Annotated in this window: 17 protein-coding genes, 1 tRNA gene and 1 pseudogene; 11 read left to right on the plus strand and 8 right to left on the minus strand. The window is 45.6% G+C overall.

Annotated elements, in window-relative coordinates; genetic code table 11:
- Window positions 1-2 precede the first annotated feature (2 nt).
- From AC5JM2_RS09935 to psbZ, 4 genes are all read right to left on the minus strand, one after another.
- Window positions 3-410 (minus strand): hypothetical protein, encoded by a 408-nt coding sequence (locus AC5JM2_RS09935; RefSeq protein WP_210620831.1) that lies wholly within the window; start codon window positions 408-410, stop codon window positions 3-5.
- Window positions 411-872: 462 nt separating this feature from the next.
- A tRNA-Gly gene (locus AC5JM2_RS09940) sits at window positions 873-944 on the minus strand.
- Window positions 945-1,053: 109 nt separating this feature from the next.
- The gene (ribH, locus tag AC5JM2_RS09945) at window positions 1,054-1,614 is read right to left on the minus strand and encodes a 6,7-dimethyl-8-ribityllumazine synthase (RefSeq protein WP_495834728.1); all 561 of its coding nucleotides are present in this window, start codon (window positions 1,612-1,614) and stop codon (window positions 1,054-1,056) included.
- Between the two features lie 197 nt (window positions 1,615-1,811).
- Window positions 1,812-2,000, minus strand: a complete 189-nt coding sequence (gene psbZ, locus AC5JM2_RS09950) for a photosystem II reaction center protein PsbZ (RefSeq protein WP_495834729.1) — start codon at window positions 1,998-2,000, stop codon at window positions 1,812-1,814.
- A 366-nt stretch (window positions 2,001-2,366) separates the two neighbouring features.
- On the opposite strand from psbZ, the gene AC5JM2_RS09955 reads away from it, so the two are divergent.
- The 5 genes from AC5JM2_RS09955 (at window position 2,367) to AC5JM2_RS09975 (ending at window position 10,739) form a co-directional block, all read left to right on the plus strand.
- A complete protein-coding gene (locus AC5JM2_RS09955; RefSeq protein ID WP_495834730.1) occupies window positions 2,367-5,099 on the plus strand; it encodes a CBS domain-containing protein in 2,733 nt (910 codons plus the stop codon).
- A 553-nt stretch (window positions 5,100-5,652) separates the two neighbouring features.
- Window positions 5,653-7,272 (plus strand): ribosomal protection-like ABC-F family protein, encoded by a 1,620-nt coding sequence (gene abc-f / locus AC5JM2_RS09960; RefSeq protein ID WP_495834731.1) that lies wholly within the window; start codon window positions 5,653-5,655, stop codon window positions 7,270-7,272.
- 221 nt (window positions 7,273-7,493) lie between these two features.
- Window positions 7,494-7,742, plus strand: a complete 249-nt coding sequence (locus AC5JM2_RS09965) for a hypothetical protein (protein WP_495834732.1) — start codon at window positions 7,494-7,496, stop codon at window positions 7,740-7,742.
- Window positions 7,690-9,630, plus strand: coding sequence for a phospholipase C (locus tag AC5JM2_RS09970; protein ID WP_495834733.1), 1,941 nt, complete (start codon window positions 7,690-7,692; stop codon window positions 9,628-9,630). Before AC5JM2_RS09965 ends, AC5JM2_RS09970 begins: the two co-directional genes overlap by 53 nt.
- 131 nt (window positions 9,631-9,761) lie before the next feature.
- On the plus strand, window positions 9,762-10,739 hold the full coding sequence (locus AC5JM2_RS09975) for a type 2 periplasmic-binding domain-containing protein (protein WP_495834734.1): 978 nt from the start codon (window positions 9,762-9,764) through the stop codon (window positions 10,737-10,739).
- Window positions 10,740-10,770: 31 nt separating this feature from the next.
- On the opposite strand, the gene AC5JM2_RS09980 is transcribed toward AC5JM2_RS09975, so the two are convergent.
- Complete coding sequence (locus AC5JM2_RS09980; RefSeq protein ID WP_495834735.1) at window positions 10,771-10,965, minus strand: hypothetical protein; 195 nt, start codon at window positions 10,963-10,965, stop codon at window positions 10,771-10,773.
- Between the two features lie 407 nt (window positions 10,966-11,372).
- Between AC5JM2_RS09980 and AC5JM2_RS09985 the strand changes: the two genes are divergently transcribed.
- From AC5JM2_RS09985 to AC5JM2_RS10000, 4 genes are all read left to right on the plus strand, one after another.
- Window positions 11,373-11,702 carry a DUF6825 family protein gene (locus AC5JM2_RS09985; RefSeq protein WP_495834736.1) on the plus strand — a complete coding sequence of 110 codons (330 nt, stop codon included), beginning with the start codon at window positions 11,373-11,375 and terminating at the stop codon, window positions 11,700-11,702.
- A gap of 113 nt (window positions 11,703-11,815) precedes the next feature.
- Window positions 11,816-13,501 (plus strand): ABC1 kinase family protein, encoded by a 1,686-nt coding sequence (locus AC5JM2_RS09990; RefSeq protein WP_495834741.1) that lies wholly within the window; start codon window positions 11,816-11,818, stop codon window positions 13,499-13,501.
- A gap of 16 nt (window positions 13,502-13,517) precedes the next feature.
- Window positions 13,518-14,240 carry a Stp1/IreP family PP2C-type Ser/Thr phosphatase gene (locus tag AC5JM2_RS09995; RefSeq protein ID WP_495834737.1) on the plus strand — a complete coding sequence of 241 codons (723 nt, stop codon included), beginning with the start codon at window positions 13,518-13,520 and terminating at the stop codon, window positions 14,238-14,240.
- Between the two features lie 85 nt (window positions 14,241-14,325).
- Window positions 14,326-14,955, plus strand: coding sequence for a hypothetical protein (locus AC5JM2_RS10000; RefSeq protein ID WP_495834742.1), 630 nt, complete (start codon window positions 14,326-14,328; stop codon window positions 14,953-14,955).
- A gap of 23 nt (window positions 14,956-14,978) precedes the next feature.
- On the opposite strand, the gene AC5JM2_RS10005 is transcribed toward AC5JM2_RS10000, so the two are convergent.
- The 3 genes from AC5JM2_RS10005 to rpaB form a co-directional block, all read right to left on the minus strand.
- A complete protein-coding gene (locus tag AC5JM2_RS10005; protein ID WP_495834738.1) occupies window positions 14,979-15,497 on the minus strand; it encodes a DUF456 domain-containing protein in 519 nt (172 codons plus the stop codon).
- Between the two features lie 142 nt (window positions 15,498-15,639).
- Window positions 15,640-16,278: a cofactor assembly of complex C subunit B gene (locus tag AC5JM2_RS10010; RefSeq protein ID WP_495834739.1), complete on the minus strand. Its 639-nt coding sequence runs from the start codon at window positions 16,276-16,278 to the stop codon at window positions 15,640-15,642.
- Window positions 16,279-16,371: 93 nt separating this feature from the next.
- Window positions 16,372-17,100, minus strand: a complete 729-nt coding sequence (gene rpaB, locus AC5JM2_RS10015; protein ID WP_169266933.1) for a response regulator transcription factor RpaB — start codon at window positions 17,098-17,100, stop codon at window positions 16,372-16,374.
- Window positions 17,101-17,269: 169 nt separating this feature from the next.
- Between rpaB and radA the strand changes: the two genes are divergently transcribed.
- Both radA and AC5JM2_RS10025 read left to right on the plus strand, forming a co-directional pair.
- Window positions 17,270-18,829 carry a DNA repair protein RadA gene (radA, locus tag AC5JM2_RS10020; RefSeq protein WP_495834740.1) on the plus strand — a complete coding sequence of 520 codons (1,560 nt, stop codon included), beginning with the start codon at window positions 17,270-17,272 and terminating at the stop codon, window positions 18,827-18,829.
- Between the two features lie 73 nt (window positions 18,830-18,902).
- A pseudogene (locus AC5JM2_RS10025) lies at window positions 18,903-19,151 on the plus strand (Uma2 family endonuclease); the annotation flags it as partial.
- Between the last annotated feature and the right edge of the window lie 225 nt (window positions 19,152-19,376).

A 19,376-nucleotide genomic window follows, 5' to 3' on the forward strand; every position in this document is an offset into this window, starting at 1 on the left:
CATTATCGCCTGTAGGTGAGCCATACCATCAGTGCTGGCAAAATAGCCAACAGCACCGCCACCATTGCCCAAGCAATAATGCTGTAACCATTTGCCAATCGTAGTGCCAATGGTAACCATATAATCACTAGCACGAAAATAATCCCAAGCGCTACAGGCAAATAGCTTTCTCCTAATCGAGGATGGACAACTTGCCAACTATTCCCTTTCCAGCGCCAAGCCCGCTTGTAGGGATAGGTGGTGGAAAGTTGCTCCAGTACATAACCATTATCTTCCACCACGAATATCTGCTGACAGCGATTGCAACCAAATGCTTCCGTCAGCGTAATAGGGATCAACTGCCCCCGCCGACGACAGGGACACGGATATTCACTATTGAAGTCAATTTTGTCTGCTTTTTGAGGTTGCACAAGCGAACTTATTACTTGAGCGTGTTTGCCAATAGCTGTGAAAATAGCATCCCCTGATTTACGTTTTCAGGCAAGCTATTTTCCCATGAACTTTCTTTATAACATTAGCCAGTCTGGCTTACTCTTTTTTCTGGACAGATTTTCTTGAAATTCAGTGGTAGTATAATTCTATCACTGAACTACACTGATAATAGCCAGCTATCATAACTGAATAAGCACAAAGACTAAAGTGAATTTTCTTTTCACTTCAACCTTTATTCTTCAATATCGCCTTAACGTCAGTATCAATTCAATATTTTTTTACAGTATGATACTAACCACTGTACATATGTTTTTCTACTGTAGCGCATTTTACTTCATTTTTTTTCGCTACACCTAATTTTTTTCTTATAAATATATATTGACATTTTACAGCAATAATTTGCCAAACTTTTATCTTTATACATTGCTTTTTCTTTTAAAAGCGGGTAACGCGATTCGAACGCGCGACATTCACCTTGGCAAGGTGACGCTCTACCACTGAGCTATACCCGCAAACTTTACTTTTACTAGTATTTCATAGTATGCATGATTTGTCAACACCTTTTATTTTTTAGTAGTTAGTGGAAAAAGTTGCCACTAACCACTAACTACTAATCACTGACTATTCTACAGACAACTGTCCTACGCTGGCACTTTTCAGCGATGCTGACGAGAGAGAATGCCCAGAAAAAGGCTCTGCGAGGTTTGAACGTAATTGGCGCATCAGACTAGCCATTTCTAAAGCACTCATGGCGTAATCCCAACCATGATTGCTTTTTATGCCAGCACGTTCTAAAGCTTGCTGCATGGAGTCCACTGTTAAAATGCCAAAAACCACAGGTACACCAGTTTGAAACGCAGCAGCAGCAATTCCTTTAGCGACCTCAGAAGAGACGTAATCAAAATGAGGCGTTTGCCCTCGGATCACAGCACCCAGACAAATAACCGCATCATAACGACCAGAGACTGCCAATTGGCGAGCCACAACTGGAACTTCAAAACTGCCTGGTACGTAAATGTAGTCTACCTGAGAGCCGTGGGGATTGACATCAATACCGTGGCGTTTCAAGCAATCTTGACAACCTTCCACCAGCTTGCTAGTTACAAGGTCATTGAATCGACCAATAACAATTCCAAACCGCAAAGGTTCTGCCTGAGTAAAAGTTCCCTCAAAAACTGCCATAACCGCCTCTCATTCATCTATACTTCTTGCCAATATACATTTGTTCTCCAAAAAGTATAGGAGCAGAGTTATCGACAAATCGAGTAAAAAGAAGATTTCGTTGACCGAATCCTGTGAGGGAGATCGGGGAATCCCCCGGCGCATCTCCCCCCACTCACGGCGAGTATGCCTATGGTGGGGGACTTACGCCGAATTTGTTAAACTACGAGAAAGTTTAACGCCCCAACGACAAGCACTAAAATGATCCAAGCTCCTGAACCAAGCCACAGCAGTTTTCTAGATTCATTCCAGTTCTGTGGAGTGGCATAGGCGACAGGAACGCCAATGACTAGAACAAAAGACAGCGAAACCAGAGCTAATAAAGCCAGTTGGAATATAAAAGTCATTTTCCCTTCTCCCGAAACAGCAAACGAATTACAAAAGATAAAATATTGTGCAGGTGAACACCGACAGTTTTTCCTTATTTGTTAAGCTAACAGAAAATTGACACATTTTAGTCATTTGTCCTTGATCCTTTGTGCTAACGACCAAAACTAAGGGTGTAGGGGTGTAGGGGAGCCACTGCCCTATGGCTAACGCCACGCCTTAAGGCTATCGGGGAGAACCTCCGGTTCCGCTGCGAAGAGCGCAGTCGCCTAGGTCGGGAGAGCCGTCATTCGCGCTGTCTCACCGTGTGCGGGTTAAGCGCGTTGAGGCATGTGGCTCCCCTATTCCCTCACACCTGTTATTCGCCTAGTTGTTGACTGCTCACTATGGATTTAATTCTGTGCCATACAACAGCTGATTTTGACTCACTAGGAGCCGCAGTAGGACTGACACGCCTGTTACCTGGAAGCAAGATTGTGTTGAGTGGCGGTTCTCATCCAACCGTCGGAGATTTTTTGGCACTACATCGGGATGAGTATCAGCTGATGGAACGACGTTCGGTTAATCCCAACGAAATTCGTTCCTTAATTGTGGTGGATACCCAACAGCGCGATCGCATTGGCAAAGCTGCCCAATGGTTAGATCTCCCCCATATTAATAAAATTATCATTTATGACCATCACCAAGAACAACTTGGGGATATTCCAGCAACAGAGAGACACATTTCCCCGGTTGGAGCGACAACAACTTTAATTGTCGAGCAATTGCAAAAACAACAAATTTCCCTAACAACCGCAGAAGCAACTGTGATGGCATTGGGTATCCATGTGGATACTGGTTCTTTGACATTTGACTATACAACACCACGAGATGCTCTGGCTTTGGCTTGGTTGATGCAACAAGGGGCAAGTTTGTCAGTCGTGAGTCAGTACGTTGATCCTGGTCTTTCTCCCCAATTGCAACAGCTGTTGAAGGTGTCGCTGGAAAAAATACAACATATATATGTACGAGGATATCAGATTGCCTGGGTCAATTTGAAAACTGATGCTTTCGTACCAGGATTGTCAAGTCTTGCCTCGCAGTTGATGGAGTTAACAGAAATAGATGCCTTACTGCTTTTTCATGAGTATGCTTTAGCAGAAGGTGAATCACGCTTAATAGTGATTGGAAGATCGCACATTCAAGGTATTAATCTCAATGAGTTATTCCAACCACTGGGTGGCGGTGGACATTCCCAAGCAGCATCGCTGAACCTAAGAGGCGTAGACTCACAAGAAATTTTCAACCAACTCCTTGAGGGAATAAAAGCGACAATTCCCTATCCTCCTATCGCCCGAGATTTGATGTCCTCCCCAGTTCGCACCATTCGTCCAGAAACTACAATTGCTGAAGCACAGCGAACTTTGTTGCGCTACGGACACTCTGGTTTGTGTGTAGCCGATGCCCAAGGACAACTGCTAGGTATTATTTCCCGACGAGACTTAGATATTGCCCTGCATCACGGCTTTAGTCATGCTCCCGTCAAAGGTTACATGACAGTCAATATGAGGACAATTACCCCAGAGACGACACTGCCAGAAATTGAGTCAGTGATGGTGACATACGATATCGGACGCTTGCCAGTATTGGAGAACGGGCAGTTGGTGGGAATTGTTACGCGTACTGATGTTTTGCGGCAATTGCATCAGGAAGAAGAGAGAGGGAGAGAGAAAGGGAGTGGGGGAGGGGGAGAAAAAAATCTTAAATCTCCCACTCTAGAGGAATTGCATTCACGGCTTGCACCGCAGTTATGGCAATTGCTTACCAAAGCATCACAAGAAGCAGAAAAACGCGGTTGGCATCTTTACCTTGTTGGGGGAGCAGTACGCGACTTGCTACTTGCGGAAAAAGCTTCTGGCACTTTGATGATAAAAGATATTGACTTAGTCGTTGATGGTTTTCACAAAGCGGCGGATGTGGGTGCTGGTGTGGAACTGGCAAAAGCACTACAGCAACTTTATCCAACAGCACGTTTAGAAATTCACGGGGCTTTTCAAACTGCAGCTTTACTGTGGCATAAAGACCCAGAATTAGATTCCTTGTGGGTTGACATTGCGACTGCTAGAACAGAATTCTATCCTTATCCGGCAGCAAATCCTGAAGTTGAGGCGAGTTCGATTCGTCAAGATTTGTATCGTCGAGATTTTACCATCAACGCAATGGCACTGCGGCTGACACCTCCCCGCGCTGGTGCACTACTCGACTTTTTTGGCGGGTTGCTTGATTTACAGGCAAAGCAAATTCGAGTGTTGCACGCTAACAGCTTTATCGAAGATCCCACCCGCATTTATCGCGGTGTGCGCTTTGCTATGCGACTCGGATTTCACTTGGAACCTCAGACAGAAGAGTATATCCGCTATGCAATCAACAGCGGCGTTTACGATCGCACCACCCGAGAAAATAGCAAAACTCCAGCACTGCAAACTCGACTGAAAACGGAATTGAAACATATCCTAGAAGCCCCCTATTGGAAGCCAGCTTTGCAATTACTGGGAGAGTTGGGAGCTTTGCAGTGCATCCATCCCACCCTTGGGCTAGACGAGGAACTTCTGGGGCAATTGCGTTTATTAGAACGTTGTTTACGGCGGTTTGACTCCCAGCAAACCCTTATCCACTGGCAAATGCGCTTGGAAGCTCTCATTGCCCACATAGCAGCAGAATATCGAGGGCGCGTGGCAAGACATCTGCAATTGCCTGAAGATAGCATCAATAGGTTGGATACTTTAGCACAAGCTAAAGCTAATGTCAACAAAATTATCCCTTCTTTGCAAGCACACAAAGAAGTGGATGAGGTGCGTCCAAGTCAAATTCAACAGTTATTGCGCCAGTATGACGTGCCAATGCTGATTTTAATAGCTGTACAAAGTCCAAGAGTCGTCAGGCGTAAGATTTGGCAATATTTAACTGTTTGGCGTAATGTTCAGCCTATTTTGAATGGGAATGATTTGAGGAAACTGGGATACAAACCAGGACCGCAGTATCGGCAAATGCTCGATGATTTGCTGGCGGCGACGTTGGATGGAGTTGTTTGCAAGAGGGATGAGGCCCAGGAGTTTTTGGCAAAACATTATCCTCGCTAAAGTTTTGCAACATTATGTTTTAAATCTCAAAAAACAATCTTTATTTAAAAATATTTAAACAGCGTTCCGGAATCCTTTACTGCTATGATGTAGCTAGTATCAAACCTCAACACGCCTCACATAGCTGACATGAAGTAGTAGTAGAAAACTGTTGCTTAAAGGCAACGAGTGTTAAATCAAATCTTGCACCTCATCCAGGGTACGCCTTGAACTTAAGTTCAAGGCTAACAATTGAAGTCCGTTAAAACGGACTGGAATTTTATGCAGTAAGCTAATTCCATACTTTGGCTATTCGCACTAGAAATTTATTTTTTGGCGATGCTCCAAAGGAGCCGCTACGAGATCGCAAAGTTTGGTGCAAGATATAAATCAACAAAGAAAAATCACCAAAAACTCAGCAGGTTTGGTAAAAAGCAGCCATGCGCTAAATAGTTTTTAAAAACTTATCTCTACCAAGAGCAGCCCTAAATATGTCTGTGGCTGGCTCTATTTGCTCGCCCCTATTGTGCGCGTTCGATAGGTAGGCGTGATTTAGTCATATTGAGGTTTGAGTATGCAGAAAAAATCAATAGTTTTAGCTGAGAACTTAGCTTACGAACTAAGTTCAACCCGAACTTTATTTAAAGGCGTTCAAGTAAGTATTGGAGAAGATGAACGCATTGCTTTAGTCGGTTCCAATGGTGTTGGAAAATCCACGCTGTTAAAAATTATTGCAGGTCAACTTAGCCCGAAGACAGGTTCTGTTACACGTCATGGAAGTATTTATTATTTGCCTCAAATCAGTACCATACAACAGAATATAAAAGCAGATACAGTACTCAATTTTCTAAGTTCTATTTCTGAAGAATGGTGGAAAGTTGGAGAGATTTTAGAGGCAAGATTCAGCACGACGCTTGACTTATCTTTACCACTTGTTAATCTGAGTGGTGGGGAACTCACAAAACTATTTCTGGCTATTGGTTTATCTAGTGAACCAAAGGTGTTACTACTAGATGAGCCAACGAATCATATGGACTTGATGGCGTTAGAAAGTTTGAGGTTTTTTCTTAACGGCTTTGATGGAGCGTTTGTTATTGTCTCTCACAAGCCATTTTTTCTAGACCAAGTTACTGATATAACTTGGGAACTGACACCAGAAGGTGTGAAAGTTTATGGAGGAAATTTTTCGCTGTATCGAGAGCAAAAGGAAATAGAATTAGAGGCGAGAGTGCGATCGCACGAAGTTGCGAGAAAAGAACTCAAACGTGCCAAAGCTTCAGCGTTGCAAGAACAGCAACGAGCAGCCCAATCTAGCAGAAATGGTCGTCAACTAGCGGGTAGCATTCCTAAAATTGTAGCTGGAGCAATGAAACGAAAAGCAGAAGTGACCGCTGGAATTGCAAAACAAAAACATGAAGCAGCTATAGAGAAAGCTACTCAAAAATTTGCAGAAACTAAGGTGAAAACCACGAAGGCGACAAGTCTTCAACTAGAACAAAGAAGCCAAAAACGTAGAAATCTCATTGATATTCAAGATGCAAATCTCAAGGTAGGAGAACACCTGCTGATTTCAAATATCCAGCTTCATGTGTCCTCTGGTGACAGAATCGTTATTGCTGGTGCTAATGGTTCAGGTAAATCTAGTTTGGCAAAAGCAATCTTGGGAATAGAAAATACAACAGCAATTTTACAGTCAGGTGAGATTTTACTTGCTCCTGCGATGAAAGCTGTGTACCTCGACCAAACTTATGAACTGGTAAATCGAAAGCAAACGATTCTGGAAAACATGCAAGCCGCTAATCCTAATCTTAATTATCAGCTTTTGCGCCAGCAGTTGGGACACTTCCTTTTTAAAGAGGATGATGTGAACAAAAGCGCATCGGTGTTGAGTGGAGGTGAATTGGCAAGATTGGCGATCGCCATCATTAGTATTTCAGAAATCGACCTGCTAATTCTTGATGAGCCAACGAATAATCTGGATATTGAAACGGTTGACCAAATAATTGAAGGTATTAATGAGTACCAAGGAACGCTTTGGGTCATTTCCCACGATTTGGATTTCTTAAGCCGGATTAATATTACTCAAGCTTACAAGTTGAGTCAGCAACAGTTGCAACAGATGACATATTTGCCTGATGAAATGGAGCGGTATTATCAAGAACTACTAAGCTCCACAGAAGTAAAAAGGGCTTGATGTCTGGCTTTTAGACCTTACTCTTTGTAATTAACTCTTGATCAACGCTCCTTACCTTGGGGAAATATTTCCCCAAGGTAAAATTCACTATGAGGTCATAATCTTTTGTTAATTTTTGCTTAACTAACACAGTCGAAAATAAACCTTGTCCTAAGCGTTTATCTATCATTAGAAACTTTTATTTTAAACAAGAAGAATATGAGCAGCAAAATTCGTAACAAATGGTTTGGCTGTGCATCAATTGGTGTGCTGATTTCGGGACTAGCTGGCTCGAATTTACCAAGGAAATGGGCTTGGAGACGATTTACGAAATCCCAACTTGCTCTGACTATGGCAGTCTCGCTGCTGCACAACTGTGTCGTCCCGGTCGCGTTGGCAGGCGAAGCGACCACAGATCAGTCTGGGCAAAAGTCCCCAATGGTCACGACCCAGCCGGACGTAGTGCCAGACATCGCGCGATACTTAAATGATCCAGCCAAGGAATCTAAGCTGCCGCCGAAGGTGCTCACGAAGCTGCTACAGGAGCGGATCAAGTACGTCTTCGTGATCTTCAACGAGAACCACTCGTTCGACAACGAGTACGGCACGTTTCCAGGTGTTAACGGACTCTACTCCGACGGACGCACACCTCGTTCTGCTGATAAAACGCCGGGTTTCACCCAGACTTACACGGACGCCAACGGGATGACGGTCACGGTTCAGCCATTCCGGATCGGGACTGAGCAGAACGCCAGTGTGATTGACAGCGTTGACCACTCGCACACCGGGCTGGCGAACAAGATCCATGTGGTGAACAACCAACCACAAATGGATCAGTTTGCCTCCGACGAGTACACGCGCTTTGCATCGAAGGGCGGGGCGGCTAACGTTGCCGAAGGTAAGCAGTTTGCGCGCCTCGTGATGTCGCACATCGACTGTGACACCATTCCGTTTTTCTGGAAGTGGGCAAGCCGCTTCACAATCTTCGACAACATCTTCGCGACCGAAGATACACCTTCTACCCCGAATGCTGTGGCGATGATCGCGGGGCAGTCAGGTGAAACGCAGTGGGTCAAGCACGGCTCGGCAGGACAATCTTACACCGTGGGCAGTCACACTGGCACAACCCAAGGACCGCCGATAGTCAACGACCCGCAGCCCTTCTACGGCTCCCAGTTCGACACTACGACGGACAACAAACAACCCGCTGGTACGAACGAAAGCTACGCCGACACTAATATCGCCTCGAACCTGACCTTCGCCAGCCTACCCCTTACCTTCCAGGGGCGTGACATTCAGACGGTTTTGTCAGGCAACAAGAACCCTTCGTTCGACCTGCCGGACATTCAGCAGGACATCCCCTTTATCCAGCAGGTGGGAACCAAGCCGGTCAACTGGCGCTGGTATCAGGAAGGCTACAATCTTGAGCCGACCGACACCAACGGAGTCGCCTCGCACAATGCCTATGTCACTCATCACAACGGCGCGCAGTATTTCGGCTATGTCGCCAATACACCTGAAATAAGCAAAAACCTGCGTGGGCTTAATGACTTCTTCACCGATACAGCCAGCAATTCTCTGCCTAAAGGCGGTGTGTTCTACATTCGCGGCGGCTACACGAATCAGCAGGGGCTCAAACCCGCGATCACGAACCCTAACACGCCTGCGGATGAGATTGCGGCGATTAATGCGGCGAAGGCAGGCGACGACGACCATCCGGGCTACAGCGATCGCCAACTCAGCGAGGGAATGGCGGCTCGGGTGATTAACGCGATCGCCTCAAATCCGAAGCTTTGGCAGCAAAGCGCAATCATCATCACCTACGACGAGTCGGATGGCTTTTACGACCACGTCCCGCCGCGCATCCTGTCCTACGGTCCCAACGGGCTGCCGCTCTCCCGAGGCATCCGCGTACCCCTGATCCTAATCTCGCCCTACGCGCGGACGCATGCTGTCTCGCACGCCGAGGGCGATCACAACTCGGTGATCGAGACGATCAACACAATCTTCGGTCTGCCCGCCCTTGCTAGCCTGCCCGATGAAGCGCAGGCGCTGGCGGCAGGCAACTCCCCGGAGTTCAACAAGTTCGGTCCGCCAGGATTTGAGCAGAAGTATCTTGGTCCGCGCGACATCAACTCGCCGATTACCGACAGTTTGCTGTCAGGTTTTGATCCCAAGCGCCTGCTTGGAATATCGCCGCCGTTGCCCGCTTCGTTTGCGAAGATTCCGGATAGCGTTGTGAACACGTTACCGCACTACGGTGGGCAAGGCTGCCGAGCGCTCGGAATCACGCCGGAAGACCAGCGCCAGGGAATCGTCAACAACATCCCCCAGGGCTTCAACCCGCTGCCAAGCACCTACCCCGCAGCCAACCCTTAAAGACCTAGAAGAACGGATGGGGTGCGCCCCATCCATAGCTATGTTCTGACCAAAACGCGCGGGTGTAGGGGAGGACAGTGCCCTTACACCCTTACACCCTTACACCCCTGTGTTTCTTGAGAGGACAATTTATGCGCTTGCTGTTGGTCTTGCTGACCCTACTTGGTGTTTGCGGCTCAGTCTCCGTCGCTCGGGCAGGTTCCGTCGTCGAACGCGTGAAGGCGCGTGGTGTGGTTCGCTGCGGCAGCGTCGAGCGACCGGGCCTGGCACGTGCTGACGACCACGGTCACTGGACTGGCCTCAACGTGGATATCTGCCGTGCGATCGCCTCTGCTGTACTCAAATCGCCCGAACGAATCGAATACCATGAGTACGAGACGCCAAAGGACTTCGACGCCGTGCGCAACCACCAGGATGACGTCTACTTCCTCACTGGCTCTGAAATCAACGAGCAGAAGCTGGCCGGTAAGGTGGTACCTGGTCCGACTGTCTTCGTGGAATCCCATGCGGTGATGGTGGCGTCCACCTCGGCTGCGCACCACGTCGGCGACCTCGCTGGGGACAGCATTTGCTTCATGATCGGCAGTTCGGTTGATCGGAGCCTTGAGGCGTACTTCGGTGCACTGCGTCGAAACTGGTTCCGCAGGGGGTTCTCCGAGGACGGGGAGATGATCGATACCTATAATGTGCAGAATTGCCATGCGATCGCCGCTGAGATTACGACCTTGGCAACGATCCGCCTCGATTTGGGGGTGAATCGGTTGTCGAGCCGCATCCTCCCGGAGTCGGTGATGAGCTTTCCGGTGATAGCCGCCACCGGAACCGATGATGGGCAATGGTCGGCGATCGTTGCGTGGACGGTGCACACTTTGGTTAGCGCGGAAAGGTTCCAAACACGGTGGTACGCGGGCGGTGCCCAGGCAATGCCTCTAGCCGCACCCGAACTGGGTCTCGACAAGGAGTGGCAGCGCCGCATTCTCGCAGGCGTCGGCAACTACGGCGACATCTTCGAGCGCCATCTCGGTAAAGGCTCCCCACTCAGGCTCGACCGTGGGCTTAACGCGAACCAGTTCGGCAGAGGACTTCTCCTCAGCCCATTGCTGGAGTGATATCAATCGACTCCCCTAGAAAATATGCAAGCTACCAATCCCAATCTAAGCTATCAGTTTTTGTGCGACTCACTTGAGAGGTAAGAATGGAAGTCCGGTTATTTGTCACCAGCACAAAGTTATTATCTTCACACCAGCAAAGAATTTCTGGATCGAGTGTGCTTTTCGGAGGCGTTTTTGGTTCTCCCACTACCTTGATAATGATATCAGGTTCTCGCAATCTCACTTGGTTCGGATAGATATGAATAACGTGTATCTGTCAATTCATTTCATTTAATCCTTCGACTGCACTCAACTGCACTCAGGATTAAAACTGAGCGGAGCCGAGGCTTTAATTTCTTGGCAGATAAACTTCGAGCTTACATGCTCCCGCGTGAATTGCCGTAACCAATAATTTCTTTATCCGTATTTACTACATTATAGTTTTAGTTTTACTTGCCCCTACTAACTTCCAGCCTTTCAGTTGGGAATAAGCATATGATTAAGAAAAATGTAATTTAAGTTACAAAAAAATCTTGCCAAAAATTATGTAAAACCAAACTTGTATCTCCCCACAAGCTGAGCACTAAGACATAAGCAGTAAAGCAGACAGGCAAGTTATAATTTTTGTGCAGATGAACGTAACAAAAATTTATGAGTAACCCTCTGTTACAAGCTTTTTTCGTTGGGAGAGCAGCGGCGGAAATCCTCACCGAGAGGTTGGAGTTCGCTATTACAGATGCTCTATCGGAACTCGGCAAATGGGACGCTGAAACTAGAGAGCAAATGCGCCAATTTACTGAAGAGGTCATAGAGCGGGCAAATCGTGCAGCAGATGCTGCTGGTGCGACTCAAACAACAGGCGGCTATGGAGAAACTGGTTCAACGTCAGTTGACTTACAAGCCACGATTGATGAACTACGAGCAGAAATAGCTACATTGCGAACAGAATTACAACGCTATCGCACTGGAAATTCTTTGTAGAAAGGTTGCTGCGCAGCAACCTTTCTACTAGAAAATTATAAAGGAACAGTTTTGGAATCAGAGTGTCTTTTCTTCCTACTGACTCGGTCAAAAACCAGCGGTACGCAAAACATATGGAAAAAGGTTATTCAGATAAGGCATACCGCTGGAATCGCGAAAACTACTCTCGTAGACGGCGTTTTTTGGACATTTGGTCTTTTGTCTTGACTTTATTGTTCAGGCTGTGGCTGTACAACAAATCTTGGAGTTACCCAGGAGGAGTCAGCGAAGCCAAACAAGCTGCCCGACGTAAGGCGCAAGCGATATGGATTCGCAACACTCTGCTAGATTTAGGACCAACGTTTATCAAAGTTGGGCAACTGTTCTCTACTCGTGCTGACATCTTCCCTGGCGAATATGTAGAAGAACTTGCCAAGCTACAAGATAAAGTGCCTGCATTTAGCTATGAGCAGGTAGAAGCGATTATTGAGCAAGAACTAGGCAAGAAAATTCCCCAACTGTACCAAAGTTTTGAACCCATACCTCTAGCTGCTGCAAGCTTAGGACAAGTACACAAAGCTGTACTGCACTCAACAGAAGCCGTAGTTGTCAAAGTCCAACGTCCTGGTCTGAAGAAACTCTTTGAAATAGATTTACAAATTCTTAAGGGAATTACACGTTACTTTCAAAACCATCCGAAATGGGGACGGGGACGGGATTGGCTCGGCATCTATGAGGAGTGTTGTCGCATTCTTTGGGAAGAAATTGATTATCTCAATGAAGGTCGCAACGCTGATACTTTTCGTCGTAATTTTCGTACCTACGACTGGGTAAAAGTCCCACGTGTCTACTGGCGTTACACTTCATCGCGGGTATTGACTTTAGAGTATGTTCCTGGTATAAAGATTAGCCAATATGAAGCAATAGAAGCAGCAGGTTTAGACCGGAAAATTATCGCTCGTCAGGGTGCCCAAGCATACTTGCTTCAGCTACTTAATGATGGGTTTTTCCATGCTGATCCCCATCCCGGCAATATTGCCGTCAGTCCTAATGGTGCTTTGATATTCTATGATTTTGGCATGATGGGGCGCATCAAAACAAACGTGCGTGAAGGACTGATGGATACCCTGTTTGGCATTGCTTCAAAAAACGGCGATCGCGTTGTTCAATCTCTGATTGATTTGGGAGCGCTCGCGCCGGTAGAGGACATGGGACCAGTCCGGCGTTCAGTCCAGTTTATGCTGGATAATTTTATGGATAAGCCCTTTGAAAATCAATCGGTAGCTGCTATTAGTGACGATTTGTACGAAATAGCGTATGGTCAACCGTTTAGATTTCCCGCAACCTTCACTTTTGTGATGCGAGCTTTCTCGACACTCGAAGGTGTAGGAAAAGGGTTAGATCCAGAATTTAATTTTATGGAAGTTGCCCAACCATATGCCATGCAGCTTATGACCAATATGAATGGTTCTGATAGCAATAGCTTTCTCAATGAATTGAGTCGTCAAGCAGTTCAGGTCAGCAGTACTGCATTGGGACTACCACGCAGGCTGGAAGACACACTGGAAAAGCTAGAACGGGGAGACGTACGTGTGCGTGTTAGATCTCTTGAAACAGAGCGCTTGCTGCGACGACAAACCAGTATTCAGCTCGGGATGACTTATGCTGTTATTGTGAGTGGTTTTACGCTTTCGGCTACGATCTTATTGGTAAAAGAATATATATGGTTGGCAATTATTGCTGGTTTGATCGCAGTTGCAGTGTCAAGTTTACTGATTCGACTGCTGATGCGCCTCGACCGCTACGACCGTATGTCATAAATTTTGTGAATGGTATATGAAACTTAATTTTACCGGTGTTACTGATCCGGGACTTATTCGTTCTAATAATCAGGATGCTCACTATATCGACCAACAGGGGCGTTTCTTCATTGTCGCTGATGGCATGGGTGGTCATGCAGGAGGTGAACAAGCAAGCCGTATTGCGACTGGGCAAATTGAGGCGTACTTGAGTGCTAATTGGGATTCTTCTAAGCCTTCGGAGGAGTTATTAAAGGAAGCTTTATTACAGGCGAATGAAGCGATTTTGCTTGATCAGCAAAATCATCCGGAACGTTCTGACATGGGCACAACAATTGTAGTGGTCATTTTTCGCCCTAAAGAGCCACCTTTATACGCTCATGTTGGTGACTCAAGGCTATACCGTTTTCGAGATTCGCAATTGCAACAAATCACAGAAGACCATACTTGGATAGCACGCGCGATTAAAATGGGTGAAATTACCCAACAAGAAGCCCGGATGCATCCCTATCGTCATGTGTTGTCTCGCTGTTTAGGGCGTGAAGACATTAATCAAATTGATGTCCAACAACTAGATGTGAAAAGGGGCGATCGCCTACTGTTATGTAGTGATGGTTTAACAGAAGAACTCGCCGATCCGAAAATTGCTGACTATCTCCAACTCCCTGTGCCTAAAAAAGCTGCTTTTTCCCTAGTTGAAGCAGCCAAAGAGCAGGGCGGGCACGATAATATTACCGTTGTTATTGTCGCGCTGGAGTAGGAAAGAGGTTTTAAGAACAGGACTTTAGCTAAAGCACTGCTTATCTATCCATGATATAAGAAAAATGTCATGTGCGGCTTTAGCTATGTCAATTCTTGACTCCAATCAAAGTTATACTTTCAGCCGATACTTTGATCTTGGCTTTGAAGCTAGCGAACTCGCTCAAGAATTTGGCTATAGTTTAACTAGAAAAACGCTCAATTTACCCCAGTTCCCTGATGAACTTGACCGTTTGGGAGAATTACGCGATCGCATTGAGGAAGTACTACCGTTTGTACCGTTGACTAACGAACTCGCAAGACGAGAAATTCTCATCTCGCGAGTGGTGACGGAGTTAATTCATTACACACAGGCAGAATTACGAATTGAATATAGTCTGAAGGTTTCTAATTGGCTTCAAGGTAGTTTAGATTATTTACTGCGGGTAAATTCCGTGAATCAATTGTTAGTAATTGAGGCAAAATACGAAGATTTTACGCGAGGTTTTACGCAGTTAGTCGCTGAATTAGTGGCACTCGATCAGTGGTCAAGAGCGACTACAGTTGACCAACAGCCAATTTTAATTGGTGTTGTTTCTACAGGCACAATATGGCAATTCGGTAGGCTTGACCGTAAGATAAAGCATTTTGAACAGGGGATTAATAGCTATCGGGTTCCTGAAGATTTGGAGCAAGTGATGCGAATTTTAGTAGCAGCTTTGAAAGGAAATAATTAAAAAAGCAGCAGGAGCATCCCATTCTAAGTCCCAAAAACCTGGGGCCAAGTTGTGACGAGGAAAACGACAACTGCTGCGATCGCCAGCAAACCTTGAATCAAATTGCCAACCAGCGTACCTGCGACAATTCCAATACCAGCTTTAATCGCTAGTCCAAAATCTCGTCGATAAAGATACTCACCAATAATTGCTCCAACTAGTGGTCCGAGTAACATTCCAAGTAATGGACCACCAAAAGGTAATGCTGGCAATAATCCTAAGAAACCTAGTACTAACCCAACAATTGCACCAATTTGTCCCCACTGACTTGCACCTGCTTTTTTTGCACCCAAGTAGCTTGCTAAAAAATCAACTCCCAGACTCAGGAGTAAAACAACAATTGTGACAATGAGTGGTGTTTGTATTGCAGCAAAAGAATCACTTATAAATCCCCAAATGATAATTGCTATTAAAATTAAACTGGCTCCTGGAATCGCAGGAACTACAGCACCGACAATACCCACAGCCATAACGGCAACTAGTAACCAATAAAGAATTTGCATAATTTTTTCGTTGTTGATTTTGCTATACACCAAATAACAGTTATCAGTTACCAGTTATCAGTTACCAGTTATCAGTTATCAGTCGTTTACTGTTCACTGTTCACTGTTCCCTGTTCCCTGTTCCCTGTTCCCTATTCCCTATTCACTGATTTAAAGTTACAGCTAATTTATCTGCAATTCCCGCAATCCAATTTTCATCTTGTTTAGTGTAACTGCGAGGAGCATTCGCTGCCAAAATTAAGACTCCATCTTCACCAATGGGTTGACAAATGACACCTTGAGTGTTGTCTGGCAAATAATCAAATTCAACTCTTCCTGGGTAAACTTTTAAATCTACCAGATAAACTGCCTTGTGTTTTTCTAGCACTCTTTTTAAGATTAGTCCTGGTACAACTTCCGACTTGGGACTTAGAATTCCCCGACGTAACAAAACTTTATTCTTGTAGAAAACGACGAGCGATCGCGTCACAGTATTAGTTAATAACAAATGTGATGCCCAGGCTAGTTCTGTTTTCACAGTTTCCGGTAAATCCGGTGCAAGTACAAAACCTTCTTCGCCAATCAGTTGTACGGCTTCAGGTAAACGCGGTTGTACTTGCTGCCAAATTAACCCTACTAAAATCAAGACAGCACTCAAAATCACACCCAGAACATCTGCACGCGCTTGAGAATTTGTTAATTCTGGTGATAGCAAACGGTTAATCAGCAAAAGGACAGCGCCCAACCCACCTACTACGATAGGTAGACGCCGCAGAACCCTATTGGGATCGGATTTAGTCATCTAAAATCTTGCGGTAAGTGGGAAACTCCATCTTTTAAAAGCCCAGAGGGAAACGACACGGCTAATTCATTAGCCGTTAGTATCCCCTTATTGTTATTCGTCTCCTGGTTCAATAATGCGTTGAAATAAGTAACCAGTTCCTCTTGCCGTCAGGATTAATTCTGGATTACTTGGATCATCTTCCAATTTTGCCCGCAAACGGGAGATATGCACATCTACTACACGAGTATCCACATGGCGTTCTGGTGTATATCCCCAGACTTCTTGTAAAATTTCTGAACGGGAGAAAGCTTCTCCAGAACGGCTGACTAACAACTCTAGTAAGCTAAACTCCATGCCTGTTAACCGAATGCGCTCATCGCCTTTATACACTTGCCGCTTATTCGTGTCAATTTTGATAGTAGCAACGTGAATAACTCCAGAACTAGGAATTCCAGAGGCACCTGTTTTGTCTACTCGCCGTAGTACTGAGCGAATGCGGGCTTCTAGCTCCTTAGGGGAAAAAGGTTTGACTACGTAGTCATCAGCACCTAATTCTAAACCCGTAATTCGATCAGCTACGTCCCCCAAGGCTGTTAACATAATAATAGGGACATCTGATTCTTTACGTAATTCTTGGCACACGCCGTAACCATCTAGCTTCGGCATCATCACGTCTAAAACCACTAAGTCAGGCTCTGCTTTGCGAAAAGTATCCAGAGCTTCCTCCCCGTCACCAGCCGTTACCACATCGTAACCAATCATCGAAAGGCGCGTTTCTAAAATCCGGCGAATACTGGCTTCGTCATCTACCACTAGAATTTTTTCTTTATGACTTTCCAAGTTTGTCAATGCTCCTTAACTAAAATTTTTCATGATTAATTTTTACTACCATATTATTAAGATATCATTTCACAAATTGATTGAAAAAAACCTGCAGATACTACAATTATTGGATTTTAGTTTGCTCAAAAACTTAAGCAAAGATTAAGAATATTTAATAATATTAAGAATGCCAAAGCCAAAAAGTTATTACGTTTGTAACGAATGTGGAGCAGAATCCCCTCAATGGTTTGGTAAGTGTCCAGCTTGCGGCACCTACAACTCTTTAGAAGAGCAAATTACGATTCAGTCATCAACAGATGTGCCAAGTCGCGGAGTGAGTGGATGGCATGGTCAAGCTGGGAAAGGCAAAACTCCTACAACAAAACCAGCCAAACCACGTGCTTCTTTAACTTTTGACCAGATTAGCGATCGCCATGTCACACGTTGGGCTTCTGGCTATGAAGAATTAGATCGCGTTCTTGGCGGTGGAGTTGTTCCCGGTTCTATGGTGCTGATAGGCGGTGATCCAGGAATTGGGAAATCTACGCTGCTGTTGCAAGTATCAAATCAACTGGCACAAAGATACCGCATCCTCTATGTTTCTGGAGAAGAATCAGGACAACAGGTAAAATTGAGAGCTTCTCGCTTGGGAGTAGGAAAACCCCTAAGTTTAGTAGCTGATGGTAACGGTAATGGCAATAGTATAGCAGTACAAGAAACTCCCGAAGTAACTCCCCAAGAAACACCCAAAATAGAAGAAGCAGAGCGTGTAGGTGCTGATTTATACATTTTGCCTGAAACAGATTTAGAAGAAATCCTGCGGGAGATGGATTCACTCAAACCGAATGTGACAATTATTGATAGTATTCAAACAGTGTTCTTCCCGGCGCTGACCTCTGCACCAGGTTCTGTCGCCCAGGTACGCGAATGTACCGCAGCTTTGATGAAAGTGGCAAAGCACGATGACATCACAATGTTAATAGTGGGACACGTCACCAAAGAAGGGGCGATCGCCGGACCAAAAGTCTTGGAACACCTCGTTGACACAGTGTTATATTTTGAAGGCGATCGCTTTGCATCCCATCGGTTATTACGGACAGTCAAAAACCGTTTTGGAGCAACTCATGAAATCGGCATCTTTGAAATGGTTGACAACGGACTGCGTGAAGTCCCCAACCCCTCAGAGCTATTTTTAGGCAACCGCGATGATCCGGCTCCAGGTACTGCAATTGTCGTTGCTTGTGAAGGGACACGCCCGATTGTCGTCGAATTGCAAGCTTTAGTAAGTCCTACCAGCTACCCCTCACCACGTCGGGCGGGAACTGGTATAGATTATAACCGCTTAGTGCAGATTTTGGCGGTGCTAGAAAAGCGAGTCGGGATTCCAATGTCAAAGCTGGATTCTTATGTGGCATCTGCAGGTGGGTTAAGTGTAGCAGAACCAGCAGTGGATTTAGGAATTGCGATCGCTATTGTGGCTAGTTTCCGCGATCGGATTGTTGATCCTGCTACCGTACTTATAGGGGAAGTTGGCCTGGGAGGACAAGTTCGCTCAGTATCGCAAATGGAACTGCGGTTAAAAGAAGCGGCAAAATTGGGATTTAAAAGGGCAATTGTCCCAAAAGGGCAAAAATACGCCGACTATAACATAGAAATTTTGCCCGTCTCAAAGGTTATAGATGCGATTATTGCTGCAATACCGCAGCAGGGGCTAACGGAAGAAGATTTGGCACCGGATGAGGAATAGAATTATACCTCTTTTCGCTCGCACGCAGAGGCTTTAAGGACAAACAGCGCTTGAACACCCAAAGGGACACCCGATAGCCACTGCTACCCACAATTACCAAATAACTTGGGAAAAATTACCCGATGATTACGTACTACCAGACGAACCAGTGGATAACATTAACCAGCCTCCCCTTGCCGCAGCTTTAACCGAAAGTTTAGAAATTGCTGGTAGATTACCTGAAAACGCTTTGAATTCAACGAATTATGGCATTTGCGCTACCGTGAATGGCAAAATTGTCATTAAAGCTCCCGATTGGGCATACGTGCCTAATATCCGTGTGACCAGCCCCTCCGGGGCGGGAACAGGGAATAGGGAACAGGCAACAGCAAAAAATTAGCCCCGGATATTGGATTCAAGCCCCTTAATTTATTAATGGAAGAATTCAAAAAAATTGTTGACAGATGCGTAGCACGATTCAACAAGACGTCCTTGTTTAAATCCCCTAATTTTAATTAAGTAAGTCGGTGCAAAAAAAATCAAACTGTGTAAAGAAAAGTAAATAAGG

The sequence above is a fragment of the Brasilonema angustatum genome (assembly GCF_059505445.1).